At 73.5% G+C, this 14,830-nt stretch carries 16 protein-coding genes; 12 read left to right on the plus strand and 4 right to left on the minus strand.

From position 1 onward, the window contains the following. Positions 1-38: 38 nt before the first annotated feature. The 5 genes from ftsH to ABT295_RS16535 are packed head-to-tail and all read left to right on the plus strand — an operon-like array spanning position 39 to position 5,032. Complete coding sequence (gene ftsH / locus ABT295_RS16515; RefSeq protein ID WP_352395497.1) at positions 39-2,147, plus strand: ATP-dependent zinc metalloprotease FtsH; 2,109 nt, start codon at positions 39-41, stop codon at positions 2,145-2,147. Between the two features lie 3 nt (positions 2,148-2,150). Continuing rightward, on the plus strand, positions 2,151-2,723 hold the full coding sequence (gene folE / locus ABT295_RS16520) for a GTP cyclohydrolase I FolE (RefSeq protein ID WP_352395498.1): 573 nt from the start codon (positions 2,151-2,153) through the stop codon (positions 2,721-2,723). A gap of 46 nt (positions 2,724-2,769) precedes the next feature. Continuing rightward, on the plus strand, positions 2,770-3,675 hold the full coding sequence (gene folP, locus ABT295_RS16525; protein ID WP_352395499.1) for a dihydropteroate synthase: 906 nt from the start codon (positions 2,770-2,772) through the stop codon (positions 3,673-3,675). Beyond that, a complete protein-coding gene (gene folK / locus ABT295_RS16530) occupies positions 3,672-4,559 on the plus strand; it encodes a 2-amino-4-hydroxy-6-hydroxymethyldihydropteridine diphosphokinase (protein WP_352395500.1) in 888 nt (295 codons plus the stop codon). The genes folP and folK overlap by 4 nt, the downstream gene beginning before the upstream one ends. Beyond that, complete coding sequence (locus ABT295_RS16535; protein ID WP_352395501.1) at positions 4,556-5,032, plus strand: DUF3180 domain-containing protein; 477 nt, start codon at positions 4,556-4,558, stop codon at positions 5,030-5,032. The genes folK and ABT295_RS16535 overlap by 4 nt, the downstream gene beginning before the upstream one ends. A 142-nt stretch (positions 5,033-5,174) precedes the next feature. Here the strand turns inward: ABT295_RS16535 and ABT295_RS16540 are convergent, their stop codons facing one another. Together ABT295_RS16540 and ABT295_RS16545 are read right to left on the minus strand one after the other, a co-directional pair. Beyond that, positions 5,175-5,381, minus strand: a complete 207-nt coding sequence (locus ABT295_RS16540) for a hypothetical protein (protein ID WP_352395502.1) — start codon at positions 5,379-5,381, stop codon at positions 5,175-5,177. Positions 5,382-5,389: 8 nt separating this feature from the next. Continuing rightward, entirely contained in the window at positions 5,390-6,493 is a 1,104-nt protein-coding gene (locus ABT295_RS16545; RefSeq protein WP_352395933.1) for an NADH-quinone oxidoreductase subunit D, read from the minus strand. Positions 6,494-6,732: 239 nt separating this feature from the next. Between ABT295_RS16545 and ABT295_RS16550 the strand changes: the two genes are divergently transcribed. Next, complete coding sequence (locus ABT295_RS16550; RefSeq protein WP_352395503.1) at positions 6,733-7,158, plus strand: VOC family protein; 426 nt, start codon at positions 6,733-6,735, stop codon at positions 7,156-7,158. 32 nt (positions 7,159-7,190) lie between these two features. Here the strand turns inward: ABT295_RS16550 and ABT295_RS16555 are convergent, their stop codons facing one another. After that, positions 7,191-7,733 carry a copper resistance CopC family protein gene (locus tag ABT295_RS16555; protein WP_352395504.1) on the minus strand — a complete coding sequence of 181 codons (543 nt, stop codon included), beginning with the start codon at positions 7,731-7,733 and terminating at the stop codon, positions 7,191-7,193. A gap of 175 nt (positions 7,734-7,908) precedes the next feature. Here ABT295_RS16555 and ABT295_RS16560 point away from each other — a divergent pair, with 175 nt between their 5' ends. Next, entirely contained in the window at positions 7,909-8,367 is a 459-nt protein-coding gene (locus ABT295_RS16560; protein ID WP_352395505.1) for a hypothetical protein, read from the plus strand. Between the two features lie 28 nt (positions 8,368-8,395). Here ABT295_RS16560 and ABT295_RS16565 read toward each other — a convergent pair whose 3' ends face one another. Further along, the gene (locus ABT295_RS16565; protein ID WP_352395506.1) at positions 8,396-9,484 is read right to left on the minus strand and encodes an SAM-dependent methyltransferase; all 1,089 of its coding nucleotides are present in this window, start codon (positions 9,482-9,484) and stop codon (positions 8,396-8,398) included. Between the two features lie 23 nt (positions 9,485-9,507). Between ABT295_RS16565 and ABT295_RS16570 the strand changes: the two genes are divergently transcribed. From ABT295_RS16570 to nadC, 5 genes are read left to right on the plus strand one after another with little or no spacing between them, the layout of a single operon-like run. Further along, entirely contained in the window at positions 9,508-10,416 is a 909-nt protein-coding gene (locus ABT295_RS16570; RefSeq protein ID WP_352395507.1) for a Rossmann-like and DUF2520 domain-containing protein, read from the plus strand. Then, complete coding sequence (gene panC / locus ABT295_RS16575; protein WP_352395508.1) at positions 10,413-11,459, plus strand: pantoate--beta-alanine ligase; 1,047 nt, start codon at positions 10,413-10,415, stop codon at positions 11,457-11,459. Before ABT295_RS16570 ends, panC begins: the two co-directional genes overlap by 4 nt. Before the next feature lie 37 nt (positions 11,460-11,496). Then, complete coding sequence (gene panD, locus ABT295_RS16580; RefSeq protein WP_352395509.1) at positions 11,497-11,931, plus strand: aspartate 1-decarboxylase; 435 nt, start codon at positions 11,497-11,499, stop codon at positions 11,929-11,931. Between the two features lie 11 nt (positions 11,932-11,942). Continuing rightward, complete coding sequence (locus ABT295_RS16585) at positions 11,943-13,721, plus strand: L-aspartate oxidase (protein WP_352395510.1); 1,779 nt, start codon at positions 11,943-11,945, stop codon at positions 13,719-13,721. Continuing rightward, positions 13,700-14,602, plus strand: coding sequence for a carboxylating nicotinate-nucleotide diphosphorylase (gene nadC / locus ABT295_RS16590; protein ID WP_352395511.1), 903 nt, complete (start codon positions 13,700-13,702; stop codon positions 14,600-14,602). Before ABT295_RS16585 ends, nadC begins: the two co-directional genes overlap by 22 nt. Positions 14,603-14,830: the final 228 nt, after the last annotated feature.

Raw genomic sequence — 14,830 nt, forward strand, 5'->3', positions numbered from 1 at the left:
GAGCAGGAGGACCGGGGCCCGACAGGCCCCGCACGTACATGGACGCAAAGCGGATTCTGCGCACCCCACTGCTGTGGATCTTGGTCCTCATCAGCGCGCTCGTCTTCGGCATGATGTTCTCCGAGTCCGGCCCGCCCCGGATCGACACGTCCGAGGCGATGAAGCAGATCACCAACGGCAACGTCGAGTCGGCCAAGCTGCTCAACAACGAGCGCATGGAGCTGACCCTCAAGGCGCCCTACTCCTCGCCCGACGGCACGGTCAAGGACGCGAAGTCGGTCTACGCCTTCTACGTCGACGCCCGCGGCGGCCAGGTCGTCGACGCGCTCAACGCGAAGCCCCCGGCCCAGGGCGTCGACGACCAGATCGACGAGCCGAGCTGGTTCGGCTCGCTCCTCTTCTCGATCCTGCCGATCATCATCATCCTCGGCCTCTTCTGGTTCCTCATGGGCCAGATGCAGGGCGGCGGCAACCGCGTCATGCAGTTCGGCAAGTCGCGGGCCAAGCTCGCGACGAAGGACACCCCCAAGGTCACCTTCGCCGACGTCGCCGGCTGCGACGAGGCGATCGAGGAGCTGCAGGAGATCAAGGAGTTCCTCCAGGAGCCCGCGAAGTTCCTCGCCGTCGGCGCCAAAATCCCGAAGGGCGTGCTGCTCTACGGCCAGCCCGGAACGGGCAAGACGCTCCTCGCCCGCGCGGTCGCCGGCGAGGCGGGCGTGCCGTTCTACTCGATCTCCGGCTCCGACTTCGTCGAGATGTTCGTCGGCGTCGGTGCGAGCCGCGTGCGCGACCTCTTCGAGCAGGCCAAGGCCAACGCCCCGGCCATCGTCTTCGTCGACGAGATCGACGCCGTCGGCCGGCACCGCGGCGCCGGCATGGGCGGCGGCCACGACGAGCGCGAGCAGACGCTCAACCAGCTGCTCGTCGAGATGGACGGCTTCGACGTCAAGACGAACGTCATCCTCATCGCGGCGACGAACCGTCCCGACATCCTCGACCCGGCGCTGCTGCGCCCGGGCCGCTTCGACCGCCAGATCGCCGTCGACGCCCCAGACATGATCGGTCGCCACCGCATCCTCGAGGTGCACGCGCAGGGCAAGCCGATGGCGGGCGACGTCGACCTGCTCGCCGTGGCGCGCCGCACGCCCGGCTTCACGGGTGCCGACCTCGCCAACGTGCTCAACGAGGCCGCGCTGCTCACGGCCCGCAGCGACCGCAAGGTCATCGACAACGCCGCGCTCGACGAGGCCATCGACCGCGTCATCGCCGGCCCGCAGAAGCGCACCCGCATCATGTCGGCCAAGGAGCGCAAGATCACGGCCTACCACGAGGGTGGCCACGCCCTCGTCGCCGCGGCGCTCAACCACACCGACCCCGTCACCAAGGTGACGATCCTGCCCCGCGGTCGCGCCCTCGGCTACACGATGGTGATGCCCGTCGACGACAAGTACTCGACGACGCGCAACGAGATCCTCGACCAGCTCTCCTACGCGCTCGGTGGCCGGGTGGCGGAGGAGATCGTCTTCCACGAGCCGACGACCGGTGCGAGCAACGACATCGAGAAGGCCACCGGGATGGCCCGCAAGATGGTCACCGAGTTCGGCATGTCCGAGCGTATCGGTGCGATCAAGCTCGGCCAGAGCAACGGCGAGGTCTTCCTCGGCCGCGACATGGGCCACCAGCGCGACTACTCCGAGCAGATCGCGGGCGTCGTCGACGCCGAGGTGCGCAAGCTCATCGAGAACGCGCACGACGAGGCCTACGCCGCCATCAACGAGAACCGCGACGTGCTCGACCGTCTCGTGCTCGAGCTGCTCGAGCGTGAGACCCTCAATCAGCACGAGCTGGCCGAGATCTTCACCGACGTCGTCAAGACGCCCCAGCGCCCCACCTGGCTCTCGTCCGAGGCCCGCGTGCCCGGTGAACGTCCGCCGGTGCTGACCCCGGCCGAGATCGCCGCGCGCCAGAACGGCTCGAACGGCCAGAACGGCCACCTCCCGCCCCCGGCGCCCGCCGACAAGGCGATCGAGGACAAGATCGACCAGGCCGCCGCGGTCGGCGCCCACCCGCTCGCCGAGGAGCACCCGGTCGAGCAGGTCATCGAGGTGCCGGACGACCGTCCGGTCAACCCCGGCGAGAAGAGCTGACCCGTGCCGATCGACCAGCCACGGGCGGAGGCGGCCGTGCGGGAGCTGCTGCTCGCGATCGGGGAGGACCCCGACCGCGAGGGCCTGCTCGACACCCCCGCGCGGGTGGCCCGCTCCTTCGCCGAGATCTACGCCGGCCTCGACATGACGGCGGCCGACGTGCTCGGCACGACGTTCGAGATCGACCACCAGGAGCTCGTCATCGTGCGGGACATCGAGCTCTACAGCACGTGCGAGCACCACCTCGTGCCCTTCCACGGCGTCGCGCACGTCGGCTACATCCCGAGCCAGGACGGGCGCGTCACGGGGCTGTCCAAGCTCGCGCGGCTCGTCGAGGTCTACGCCCGGCGCCCGCAGGTGCAGGAGCGCCTGACGACGCAGATCGCCGACGCGCTCGTCGAGCACCTCGACGTGCAGGGCGTCATCGTCGTCGTCCAGGCCGAGCACCTGTGCATGTCGATGCGCGGCATCCGCAAGCCGGGTGCCAGCACGATCACCTCGGCCGTGCGCGGCCAGCTGCGCAACGCCGCCACTCGAGCGGAGGCCATGGCGCTCATGCTCGAGGGCAACAAGTGACGCGGGGCCGCACGGCGCCGCGACCGACCGCGACACAATGACGGCCATGACCACCCGCCGCAGCACCCCCGACGTGACGTCCCTGCTCCGGACCACCGACCGAACCCTCGTCATGGGCGTCGTCAACGTCACCCCCGACTCGTTCTCGGACGGCGGTGAGTGGTTCGAGCAGGAGGCCGCCGTCGCGCACGGCCTCGAGGTGCTCGCGGCCGGTGCCGACGTCGTCGACGTCGGTGGGGAGTCCACGCGGCCGGGGGCCGAGCGCCCGTCGGTCGAGGAGGAGCTGCGCCGCGTGCTGCCCGTCGTCACGGCGCTCGTGGCGGAGGGCGCCGTCGTCTCGATCGACACGATGCGCGCCGAGGTCGCGCGGGCCGCGGTCGACGCCGGCGCCGCCATCGTCAACGACGTGTCGGGCGGCCTCGCCGACCCCGGCATGGTGCCCTTCGTCGCGATGGAGCGGCTGCCGTTCGTGGCCATGCACTGGCGGGGCCACAGCACCGAGATGCAGTCCCGCGCCGTCTACGCCGACGTCGTCGCGGACGTCGTGCGCGAGCTGGCGCAGCGGCGCGACGCGCTCCTGGCCGCGGGGGTCGACGAGGACTCGCTCGTGCTCGACCCGGGACTCGGCTTCGCCAAGCACGCCGAGCACAACTGGGCGCTCATGGCCGCCCTGCCCGAGCTGCACGCGCTCGGCCACCCGATCCTGCTCGGGGCCTCCCGCAAGACCTTCCTCGGCCGGCTGGGCCGCGACGAGGGGTCGGCGCCCCGTCCGGCGGCCGAGCGCGACGTCGAGACGACCGCCACCTCGGTGATGGCCGCCATGGCCGGGCTGTGGTGCGTGCGCGTGCACGACGTCGCCTCAACCGTGCGCGCGCTCGCGGTCGTGCAGGCCGCCCTCGACCACGCCCCCGACGAGCCGACCGACACGGCGTGGGGAGACCTCGACCGATGAGCGACCGCATCGTGCTGCAGGGCGTCAGCGCCCGCGGCACCCACGGGGTGCTGGACTTCGAGAAGCGCGACGGGCAGACCTTCCTCGTCGACGTGACGATGGACTGCGACCTCTCGGCGGCCGGTCGCACCGACGACCTCGCCGCGACGGTCAACTACGCCGAGGTCGCCGACGACGTGGTCGCTCGCATCACCGGCCCGTCCTTCGACCTCATCGAGCGGCTCGCCGAGGTGGTGGCCGACGACGTGCTGCGCCACGACCTCGTCGACCGCGTCGAGGTCGTCGTGCACAAGCCGGAGGCGCCCGTCGGGCACCCGTTCACCGACGTGCAGGTCGCGGTGGTGCGCGACAACGCGGCCCGCGTCGTCGTCGCGCTGGGCTCGAACCTCGGCGACCGGGGCGAGACGCTGCACGCCGCGGTCGGTGCCCTCCGCGCCCTGCCCGGACTCACGGTCACGGCGGTGTCGGCCCTCGTCGAGACCGACCCCGTCGGCGGGCCGGAGCAGCCTCCCTACCTCAACGCGGTTCTCGTCGGACGCTCGACGCTGCCACCCGCCGAGCTCCTCGCCGCGTTGCACGCCGTCGAGGCCGACCACGGGCGCACCCGCGAGATCCGTTGGGGCGCGCGGACGCTCGACCTCGACCTCGTCCAGCACGGCGTGCCCGGTGGCCGTCGCGAGGTGACGAGCGAGGTCGCCGAGCTGACGCTCCCGCACCCGCGCGCGAGCGAGCGGGCCTTCGTGCTCGTGCCGTGGCTCGACGCCGACCCCCGGGCCACCCTGCGGGTCGGACCCGGACCGGACGGCATCCGGCGGGTGTCCGACCTGCTGGCCGACCTCGACCGCTCGGGCGTGCGCCCCGGTCCCCGATGGGAGCAGCCGTGAGACCACACGCCGGCATCCGCGTCACGACCCTCGTGCTCGCGGGCCTCGCCATGACCGTCGTCGCCTGGCTCGTGCTGCGCTGGGTCGCCGCGGGCGCCGCCGTGCCCGAGGCGGGCTGGGTGGGCGCCGCGGCCATGCTCTGCCTCGCCGCCGGCCTCGTCGTCGCGGGCCGCCAGGTGCGCACGGTGCGCGACGGCATCCCGAACCCGGCGGTCACCCCGCTGCGGGCGGCCCGCACCCTCGTGCTCGGCCAGGCGGGAGCCCTGACGGGCGCCGTGCTCGTCGGGTGGTACGTCGCGAACGTCCTCGTGCTGCTGCCCGACGCCGACGTCGAGTCGCAGCGCGGGCGGATCTGGCCCTTCGCGGCGCACGCCGTCGTGGCGGTCCTCCTGTCGGCCGCCGGGATGCTCGTCCAGCGGTGGTGCCGGCTGCGTCCCAGCGACGACGACGACGAGGAGTCCGGCCGCGCCTGAGCGTGGCGCAACGGTTTCGGTCCCTCGATCCGGCCTCGGTCCCGTGACAAGTCGCCCGACCGAAGCGCGTCCGCACGACTGAACACTCCTCGCGGGACTTGGCCCGGGCCCGGGCCCGCGCGCCGCGGGGCCGGGACACGGCTCAGGTGGTCGAGGTCACCGTCGAGGTGGGTGCCGCGGGCGGCTGGGGCGGGCCGTCGGGCGTCGTCGTCCGGGTCGGCCAGGGCGGCGGGATCGTGTCGACGGTGTCCTCGTCGGAGCAGGCCGCGGCGAGCGTCACCGTGGCCGTGACGAGCGCGACGGCAGCGGCGCGCAGGACGCTGGCGCGGGTGAACCGGGCGGACGGCATACGGCCCCTCACTTGTCGACGTCGCCGACGACGAAGAACATCGAGCCGAGGATCGCCACCATGTCGGCGATGAGCTGACCGGGCAGCATTTCGGCGAGCACGCTGACGTTGTTGAACGACGCCGAGCGCAGCTTGAGCCGCCACGGGGTCTTCTCCCCGCGCGAGACGAGGTAGTAGCCGTTGAAGCCGAGCGGGTTCTCCGTGGCGCTGTAGATCTCGCCCTCGGGCACCTTGAGCACCTTGGGCAGCTTGACGTTGATCGGGCCCTGCGGCAGCTGCCCGAGGCGGTCGAGGCAGGCGTCGACGAGGTCGAGCGAGACGTGCACCTGCTCGAGGAGCACCTCGAGGCGCGAGAGGCAGTCGCCCGCGGTGCGCGTGACGACCCGGCCCGGGCCGCCGGGCGCGAAGAGCTCGGCGTAGGCGAGGTAGGGCGCGTCGCGCCGCAGGTCGACGTCGAGGCCGCTCGCCCGCGCGATCGGGCCCGAGACGCCGTAGGCCTCGACGGTCGGCAGCGGCAGCACCCCGACGCCGCGCGTGCGGGCCTCGAGGATCTCGTTGCCCACGACGAGCCGCTCGAGGTCGGGCAGGCGCCGGCGCACGGCCGTGACGGCGTGCGCGACGCGCCCGAGCCAGCCGGACGGGAGGTCCTCCTTGAGGCCGCCGACCCGGTTGAACATGTAGTGCATCCGGCCGCCGGAGACCTCCTCCATGACGGCCTGCAGCTCCTCGCGCTCGCGGAACGCGTGGAAGACGGGGGTGATCGCGCCGAGCTCGAGCGGGTAGGACCCGAGGAACATCAGGTGGTTGAGCACCCGGTTCAGCTCGGCGAGCGCGGTGCGGGCCCAGACGGCGCGCTCGGGCACCTCCATGCCGAGCATCTGCTCGACACCGAGCACGACGCCCAGCTCGTTCGAGAAGGCGCTGAGCCAGTCGTGCCGGTTGGCCAGGACGATGATCTGCCGGTAGTCGCGCACCTCGAAGAGCTTCTCGGCGCCGCGGTGCATGTAGCCGACGATCGGCTCGGCGCTGACGATCCGCTCGCCGTCGACGACGATCCGCAGTCGCAGCACGCCGTGCGTGGCGGGGTGCTGCGGGCCGATGTTGAGCACCATGTCGGCGGTCGCGAGGCCCCCGGCGCCCACGCCGACGGTCAGGGAGCGGCCGCGCCCGTCCGCGGGCGCCGCGGTCCCGGGGTCGCTGCTCACGGGATCGACCCTACGTCGCTCATGCGCCGAGTATGCCGTGAGCCCCCGTTCGCGGGGGACGCGGCGTAGCGTGGTGCCGCCGTCGAGACGGGCGCCGACCTGTCCGGCGTCCGGGCGCGGCACCGTGTCGAGAGCGAGGAGCACTCGTGGGCGAGCTGACCCCGTACATCTGCGTGGCCGACGCCGCGGCGGCCGTCGAGTGGTACCGCGACCGCCTCGGAGCGGTGGTGACCTACGAGCCGATCGTCATGGACGACGGGCGCATCGGCCACTGTGAGCTCGCCGTCGACGGGGCCCGCTGGATGATGTCCGACGCCTTCGACTCCGCCGGGGTGGCCCCGCCCGACCCGGCCCGCGGCAACGCCGTCTCGCTCCACCTCACGGTCACCGACGTCGACGCCTTGGTCCGGAGCGTCACCGAGGGTGGCGGCACGCTCGACCGCGGCCCGGAGGACAACCCGCCGGTCGGGCGCGTCGCCGTCGTGCACGACCCCTTCGGCCACCGCTGGTTCCTCAACCAGCCGCTCGGGGGAGCGACGGAGGACGGGGCCGGCTCGACCGGATCCGACTGAGGCGCAGTCTGACCCGCCGGCCGACGGGCTGGTCAGCGGCGGTCGGCCTCGCGCCCGCGGAGCACGAGGTAGCCCCCCATCACGAGCAGCACGATGGTGCCGATGACGGTGAGCAGCACCGCGACGAGCGGGAAGTCCTGCGACGTCGAGGTCGTCGCCGGGGCGACGTGGACCGTCGCGCCGGCGGTGGCCGTCGACCCGTCGAGCCCCACCGTGGCGTGGAACGAGAACGTGCCGGTGACCGGATGGCCGTCGTCGGAGGTCACCCGGTACGAGACCGTGTAGTCGCCGCCGGGTGCGCTGGGCGCGAGCGCCTGCGTCACGTCGCGCCCGTCGATCACCGGCGACCCCGAGGAGACCGGGCCCGTGGGGCCGGTCACGACCACCTGCGTGCCGAGCGCGAGCGGCTCCTCCGAGAAGGTGAGCGTCACCGCGCCGGGCAGCCGGTCGACCGTCGTGCCGTTCGCGGGGGTCGTGCGCTCGAGCACGTCGTGCGCCCACGCGGTGCCCGGCACGGCCAGCGCCCCCAGCGCGAGCAGCACGGATCCCAGCAGCACGGAGGCACGACGACGCATGCCTCTCAGGCTACGACCCCGCCGGGACGGGCCGGCACGCTGCCCGCCCGTGCCCGCCCGAGCCCGCCCGTGCCGGCCCGTGCCGGCTCGTGCCGGCTCTTGCCGGTGCCGGTCGGCGTGGCGAGACTGGCCGGACGGTCCGGCACACACGTCGGCACGACGCATAGGGGATGTCATGCACGCACCGTTCCACCGTCACACCGCCACCCGGGCGTTCGCCGCAGCAGCGCTCGTCGCCGGCGGCCTCGTCGCCGCATCGGCCCAGCCGGCGGCTGCCGCCTCGGAGTGCAGCAACGTCGTCGCCGGCTCCGGCAAGGCGACGCCGCTGCGCGACTCCGCCGGACGCACGGTCGCGACGATCTGGTTCCACCAGCGCACGAGCTCGCCGCGCGGGTGCTACGTGCTGCAGGCCGGGCTCTACCGCGGCACGGCGCACTACATGTACCTGCGCATCTGCGACTCGGTGACGCCGCTGACCGGCTGCACCGGGTGGGACGCCGGCAACTACAAGTACTTCGCCGGGCCCATCAACACCGACCCGATCTGCAACAGCGCCGTCGTCAAGGTGCACGCCCCGAACGGCGCCGTCCTCTTCGACCGGAAGGTCAACGGGCTCAACGACATCTGCAACTGACCGCGACTGACGGCGACAACAGTCCGCGTCAGCCGCGTCTAGCCCACCCGTCCGGCACGCCCACCCGCCGGACGGCCCACCAGAACGCCCCGAACCCGCCCACGTCGAGCAGCCGGGCCTCGGCGCTCGCCCGCTCCAGGGCGGCGAGGTAGCCGAGCGGGTCCGTGGAGGCCAGCGCGTGCGGCGGCACCGTGCCGCGCAGCCCCAGCGCGCGCAGCGCGTCCCGCTGGGTGCGCACGGTGTCGGCCCCGAGCGTGTCGACGGCGACGTGGGCCGTCACGTCGCACGAGCCGTCCGGCACCGGGTGGGTCTGTCGTCCGCCGACGTATGCCGTCAGCGAGCCGCCGTCCGGACGCGCGGTCGCCGTGTGCCCGTAGTCCACCGCGACGAGGGTGCCCGAGCGCACCCGGGCGACGAGCCCAGCCCAGGCCCGGTCGCGCTCGAGCCCGACCTCGAGCCGGTCGCCGGGCGTCGTCGTGGGCCAGTGGGCCGCGCACCACTCGCGGTCGGGGCGGTCGAGGAGGTCGCCGAGCGTCTCCGCGCCGCTGACGGGGTCGACGAGCACCTCGCGCAGCTCGCCGTCGGGGTCGACCTGCGCCACCGTGCACGGCACGACGTCGAGCCACTCGTGGGCGATGACGAGCGCGTCCTCGAGGTCGCCCAGCTGCTCCGGGAGGGCGCTGCCGCCGGGGGAGCGGAGCCACTCGACGCGCTCGTCGAGGCCGGGCGGGCGCTCGACGACGTCGACCGCGACGACCCGCACCCCGTCGGGTCGAGGTGGTGCTGCGTGACCGGGCGCGGCGGCATACCTCGACCCAGTGGTGGCGTCATCGGGTCGAGGTGGTGCTGCGTGACCGGGCGCGGCGGCATACCTCGACCCGGGGGCGAGCGCCTCGACGAGGTGCGTGGCGAGCTCGCCGCGGCCGGCCCCGACGTCGACGACGACGCGCACGGGGTGCTCGGGCACCGCGAGCAGCGCCTCGGCCAGCAGGGCGCCGGTGGGGCCGTGCGTCGCCGTCGTGAAGTGCGCGGCCGGGCCCGCGCCCGCGACGTAGAAGCCGCGCCCGGCGGCATAGAGCGCGGTGTGCCACGCCTCACGCCAGGGAACGGGATCCACGACCACGGACTGTAGGCGATAGCGTGCCGTGGGTGAGCACCCCGCACGAGCGTCCCGCACGCTTCGACGTCGGCGTCGTGGGCGCCGGGCGGGTCGGAGCCGTGCTCGGTGCCGCCCTGGCGCGCGCCGGCCACGTCGTCACCGGCGTCTCGGCCGTCAGCGAGGCCAGCCTCGAGCGCGCGGCCGCGCTGCTGCCCGGCGTGCCCGTCAAGCCGATCCCCGACGTCGTGTCGGGAGCGCACCTCGTCGTGCTCGCCGTGCCCGACGACGCGCTCGCCGACCTCGTCGCGGGGCTCAGCACGACCGGCACGTTCACGCCGGGACAGCTCGTGCTCCACACGTCGGGGGCCCACGGGATCGCGGTGTTCGAGGCGGCGGCGGGCAGCGACATCATCCCGCTCGCGATCCACCCCGCGATGACGTTCACCGGCACCGAGGTCGACCTCGACCGCCTCGCCGACTGCTGCTTCGGCGTCACGACGGTCGACCTCGCCCGCCCGCTCGCCGAGGCCCTCGTCATCGAGATGGGCGGCGAGCCCGTCTGGATCGCCGAGGACGACCGGGTCACCTACCACGCGGCGCTGGCGCACGGCTCGAACCACCTCGTCACGCTCGTCGCCCAGTCGATGCAGCTGCTCGGCGAGGCCGGGGTCGACGACCCGGCCCGGATGCTCGAGCCGCTGCTCACGGCGGCGCTCGCGAACGCCCTGCAGCGCGGTGACGCCGCCCTCACCGGTCCGGTGGCCCGCGGCGATGCGGGTACCGTGGCCGGGCACGTCGCCGTGCTGCGTACGGTGGCGCCCGACATCCACCCGACCTACCTGGCGCTCGCGCGGGCGACGGCGCAGCGGGCCCTGCTGAGCGGTCGACTCCGTGCGGCGGCCGCGGACCCGCTGCTCGAGCTGCTCGCGCACGAGGAGGACCAACCATGACCGAACCGACCGTGACGGACACGCACGCCGTGCGCGCCGTCGACGCCGCAGGGGACGGCGCGTCCGGCGCGTCCGGCGCGTCCGGCGCGTCCGGCGCGTCCGGCGCGTCCGGCGCGTCCGGCGCGTCCGGCACCGTCCGGTCCGAGGTGCCCTCCGCGCCGGTCGTGCCCGTGGTCGCCCGCACCCGCGACGAGCTCGTCGAGGCGCGCTCGGCGCTCGGCGACGGTGACGTGGCTGTCGTCATGACGATGGGCGCGCTGCACGAGGGCCACGCCACGCTGATCCAGCAGGCCCGCCGCGCGCACCGCCACGTCGTCGTCACGATCTTCCTCAACCCGCTGCAGTTCGGGCCCAAGGAGGACCTCTCGCGCTACCCGCGCACGTTCGACGCGGACCTCGACATCTGCACGGCCGCGGGCGTCGACCTCGTCTTCGCGCCGACGCCCGACGTCGTCTACCCGGACGGCGACCCCGGGGTGCGCGTCTCGGCCGGGCCGCTCGGCGACGTGCTCGAGGGACAGTCGCGGCCGGGGCACTTCGACGGCATGCTCACCGTGGTCGGCAAGCTCATGCACCTGACCCGGTGCAGCGCGGCCTACTTCGGCCAGAAGGACGCCCAGCAGCTGCTCCTCATCCGCCGCATGTGCCGCGACCTCGACTTCCCGGTGCGCGTCGTCTCGGTGCCGACCGTGCGCGAGCCCGACGGCCTCGCGATGTCGAGCCGCAACACCTACCTCACCCCGTCCGACCGCGAGACGGCGCTGTGCCTCTCGGCCGCGCTGCGCGCCGGTGCGGAGGCCGCGCCGGAGGGGCCCTCCGCCGTGCGGCGCGCGGCCCGGGCCGTCCTCGTGCGCGAGCCCCTGGCCCTCGTCGACTACCTCGTGCTCGTGCACCCGGACACGCTCGAGGACGTGCCCGAGTGGTATCGCGGCGAGGCCCTCCTCGCGGTCGCCGGCCGGGTCGGCACGACGCGCCTCATCGACAACCTGCCGCTCCTCGTCGGCCCCGGGGGCGGCGCCCTCGAGACCTTCTCGCAAGACTGAGCACCCCTCTCCCTCGACGTCATCCAAGGACATCGCCGTGCAGCGCTTCATGCTCCACTCGAAGATCCACCGCGCCACCGTCACGCAGGCCGACCTGCACTACGTCGGTTCGCTCACCATCGACCGAGACCTCCTCGACGCGGCCGACCTCTGGCCGGGCCAGCAGGTCGACGTCGTCGACGTCGACAACGGCAACCGCCTCACGACCTACGCGATCGAGGGGGAGCGGGGCTCGGGCATCGTCTGCATCAACGGTGCGGCTGCCCGCCTCATCGCGCCCGGCGACACGGTCATCATCATCGCGTACGCCGCGATGGACGACGCCGAGGCGCGCACCTTCGAGCCGCAGGTCGTCTTCGTCGACGCGCACAACCGGATGGTCGAGGTGGGGCACGATGCGGGTGACGTCCCCGACGGCTTCGGCCTGCAGACCTCGGCCGTCACCGCGCGATCCCACGACCCGAAGCACTGAGAGGCCATCGCATGCCGCAGAGCGGGCTCCCCGACGTCACCGTCCCGCGACGGCTGCGCGCCCCGGCCCCGGGCTGGACGGCGACGGCAGACGTCATCGTCGTCGGCTCCGGCATCGCCGGCCTCACGACCGCCCTCCGACTGCGGCGGCGCGTCGACCGCGTGCTGCTCGTGACGAAGACGGTGCTCGACGAGGGCTCCACCGCGTGGGCGCAGGGCGGCATCGCCGCGGTCATGTCCCCCGAGGACAGCCCGGCCGAGCACGTCCACGACACCCTCGTGGCCGGCGTGGGGCTCTGCGACGTCGACGCCGTCGAGACCCTCGTCCGCGAGGGCACGGATGCCGTCTGGGACCTCATCGCGCTCGGTGCGGAGTTCGACCGTGGCGACGGCGGCAGCCTCTCCCTGACGCGCGAGGGCGGCCACCACCGCGACCGCATCCTGCACGCCGGCGGCGACGCGACGGGCCGGGAGATCAGCCGGGCGCTCATCGCGGCCCTCGACCGGGTGCGAGACGACCCGGGCATCGAGGTCATCGAGCACGCTCTCGTCGTCGACCTGCTCACCGACGCCGAGGCACGGGTCTGCGGCGTGACCCTCCACGTCATCGGGGAGGGCCAGGTCGACGGGGTCGGCGCGGCGCACGCCCGCGCCGTCGTGCTCGCGACCGGCGGTCTGGGACAGATCTACGCGTCGACGACGAACCCGTCCGTCGCGACCGGCGACGGCATGGCCGCAGCGCTCCGCGCCGGTGCCGTGCTCGCCGACCTCGAGTTCGTGCAGTTCCACCCCACCGTGCTGTGGTTGGGCGAGGGCTCGCGCGGCCAGCAGCCGCTCATCTCCGAGGCGGTCCGCGGTGAGGGCGCCTTCCTCGTCGACGCGTCCGGCGAGCGCTTCATGCAGGGGGAGCACCCGCTCGCCGACCTGGCGCCGCGCGACGTCGTGTCGCGCGCCATCATCCGCCGGATGCGCGAGACGGGCACCGACCACGTCTTCCTCGACTGCCGCCACCTCGGTGCGGAGTTCCTCGAGCAACGCTTCCCGTCCATCGTGCGGCGCTGTCGCGAGCTCGGTTTCGACCCGGCCACGCAGCTGCTCCCGGTCGCGCCCGCGCAGCACTACGCGAGCGGCGGCGTGCGCACCGACCTGCGGGGACGCACCTCGCTCGAGGGCCTCTACGCGTGCGGCGAGACCTCGTGCACGGGCGTGCACGGCGCCAACCGCCTCGCGAGCAACTCCCTCCTCGAGGGCCTCGTCTTCGCCCGGCGCATCGCCGACGACCTGACGGCCCGCCTCGCCGCCGGCGAGCTGCCCGAGACCGCTCCCGTCGCCCCGCAGGGCGAGCCCGGGCTCGTGCGCGGCAAGCGCCGCCTCGACGTGCAGCGGGCCATGACCGCGGGCTCCGGCACCGTGCGGTCGGCGACCTCGCTCGCGCGCACCCAGCAGGCCCTCGCCGAGCTCGCCGCACGAGCCGTCGCCGACGACGCCGACAAGCAGGGCGGGCCGAAGAGCTGGGAGACGACGAACCTGCTCCACCTCGGCCGCGCGCTGACGTATGCCGCGGCGCTGCGTGAGGAGACGCGCGGGGGTCACGTGCGCGAGGACTTCCCGGCGAGGGACGACGTCCGCTTCCTGCACCACGTCCACCTCGCGAGGGGGTCCGACGGGACGCTCGTGGCCGAGGTGGTGCCGGTGCCCCCGGCCAACCTCGACGGCCTGGACCTCGACAACACTGCAGCAGCGGAATCGACCGTTGCGCAGGATGATTCATGGATGGAAGGACGACGGTGAGCGTCGACGGACTGCACGGTTTCCCGCACGCCTGGGCGCAGGAGCTCGTCGCGACGGCCCTGCGCGAGGACCTCGGCCCCGACGGCGTCGACGTGACGACGCTGGCCACCATCCCCGCCGACCAGACCCGGACGGCCGAGATCGTCGCCCGGGCTCCCGGCGTCGTGGCCGGCGTGCCGGTCATCGGGCTCGTGCTCGCCGCCGTCGCGGAGCAGCTGGGTGCCGAGCCGCCCGCGGTCGAGGTCGTCAACGACGACGGCGCGCGGCTCGAGCGGGGCGACGTCATCGCTCGACTGCGGGGAACGACGCAGGTCGTGCTCGTCGCCGAGCGGACGATCCTCAACATCCTGAGCCGGCTCTCCGGGGTCGCGACGCACACCCGACGGTGGGCGGACGCGCTCGAGGGCACGACGACCATGGTGCTCGACACCCGCAAGACGACGCCCGGCATGCGCTGGCTCGAGAAGTACGCCGTGCGCTGCGGCGGGGGCACGAACAAGCGGATGGGCCTCTACGACGTCGCGATGATCAAGGACAACCACAAGCTGGCGGCGGGATCGGTGGCTGCGGCGTACGCGCTGGTGCGCGACCGCTTCCCGGACGTGGACGTGCAGGTCGAGGTGACGACGCCCGCCGAGGCCCGGGAGGCCTACGACGCGGGGGCGCGGTTCGTGATGTGCGACAACATGGACGTCGCGACGCTGCGCGAGACGGTCGCGCTGCTGCGGGCGGCGGGTGAGCCCGTCGAGATCGAGGCCACCGGTGGGCTGACGCTCGAGGTCGTGCGCGACTACGCCGGCACCGGGGTCGACTTCGTCTCCGTCGGCGGGCTCACGCACAGCTCGCCCATCGTCGACATCGCCCTCGACCTCACCGACTGACCCGTCGAAAGGCCAATTCCTGCGGGTCTTCAACCGTCGAGAGGCCAATCCGTGTGGGTCCCCAACCGTCGAGAGGCCGAACTCTGCGGGTCCCGAACCGTCGAGAGGCCGACGTTCGTTGCCGCTCGTGTATGCGCGAACGCAGGCCTTTCGACTTTGGGGGAGCCGCGCACGCTGGCCTTTCGATTTTGGGGGAGCCGCGAACGCTGGCCTTTCGACGGTGGGTGA

Source organism: Terrabacter sp. NPDC000476 (assembly GCF_040300125.1).
Classification (GTDB): Bacteria; Actinomycetota; Actinomycetes; order Actinomycetales; family Dermatophilaceae; genus Terrabacter.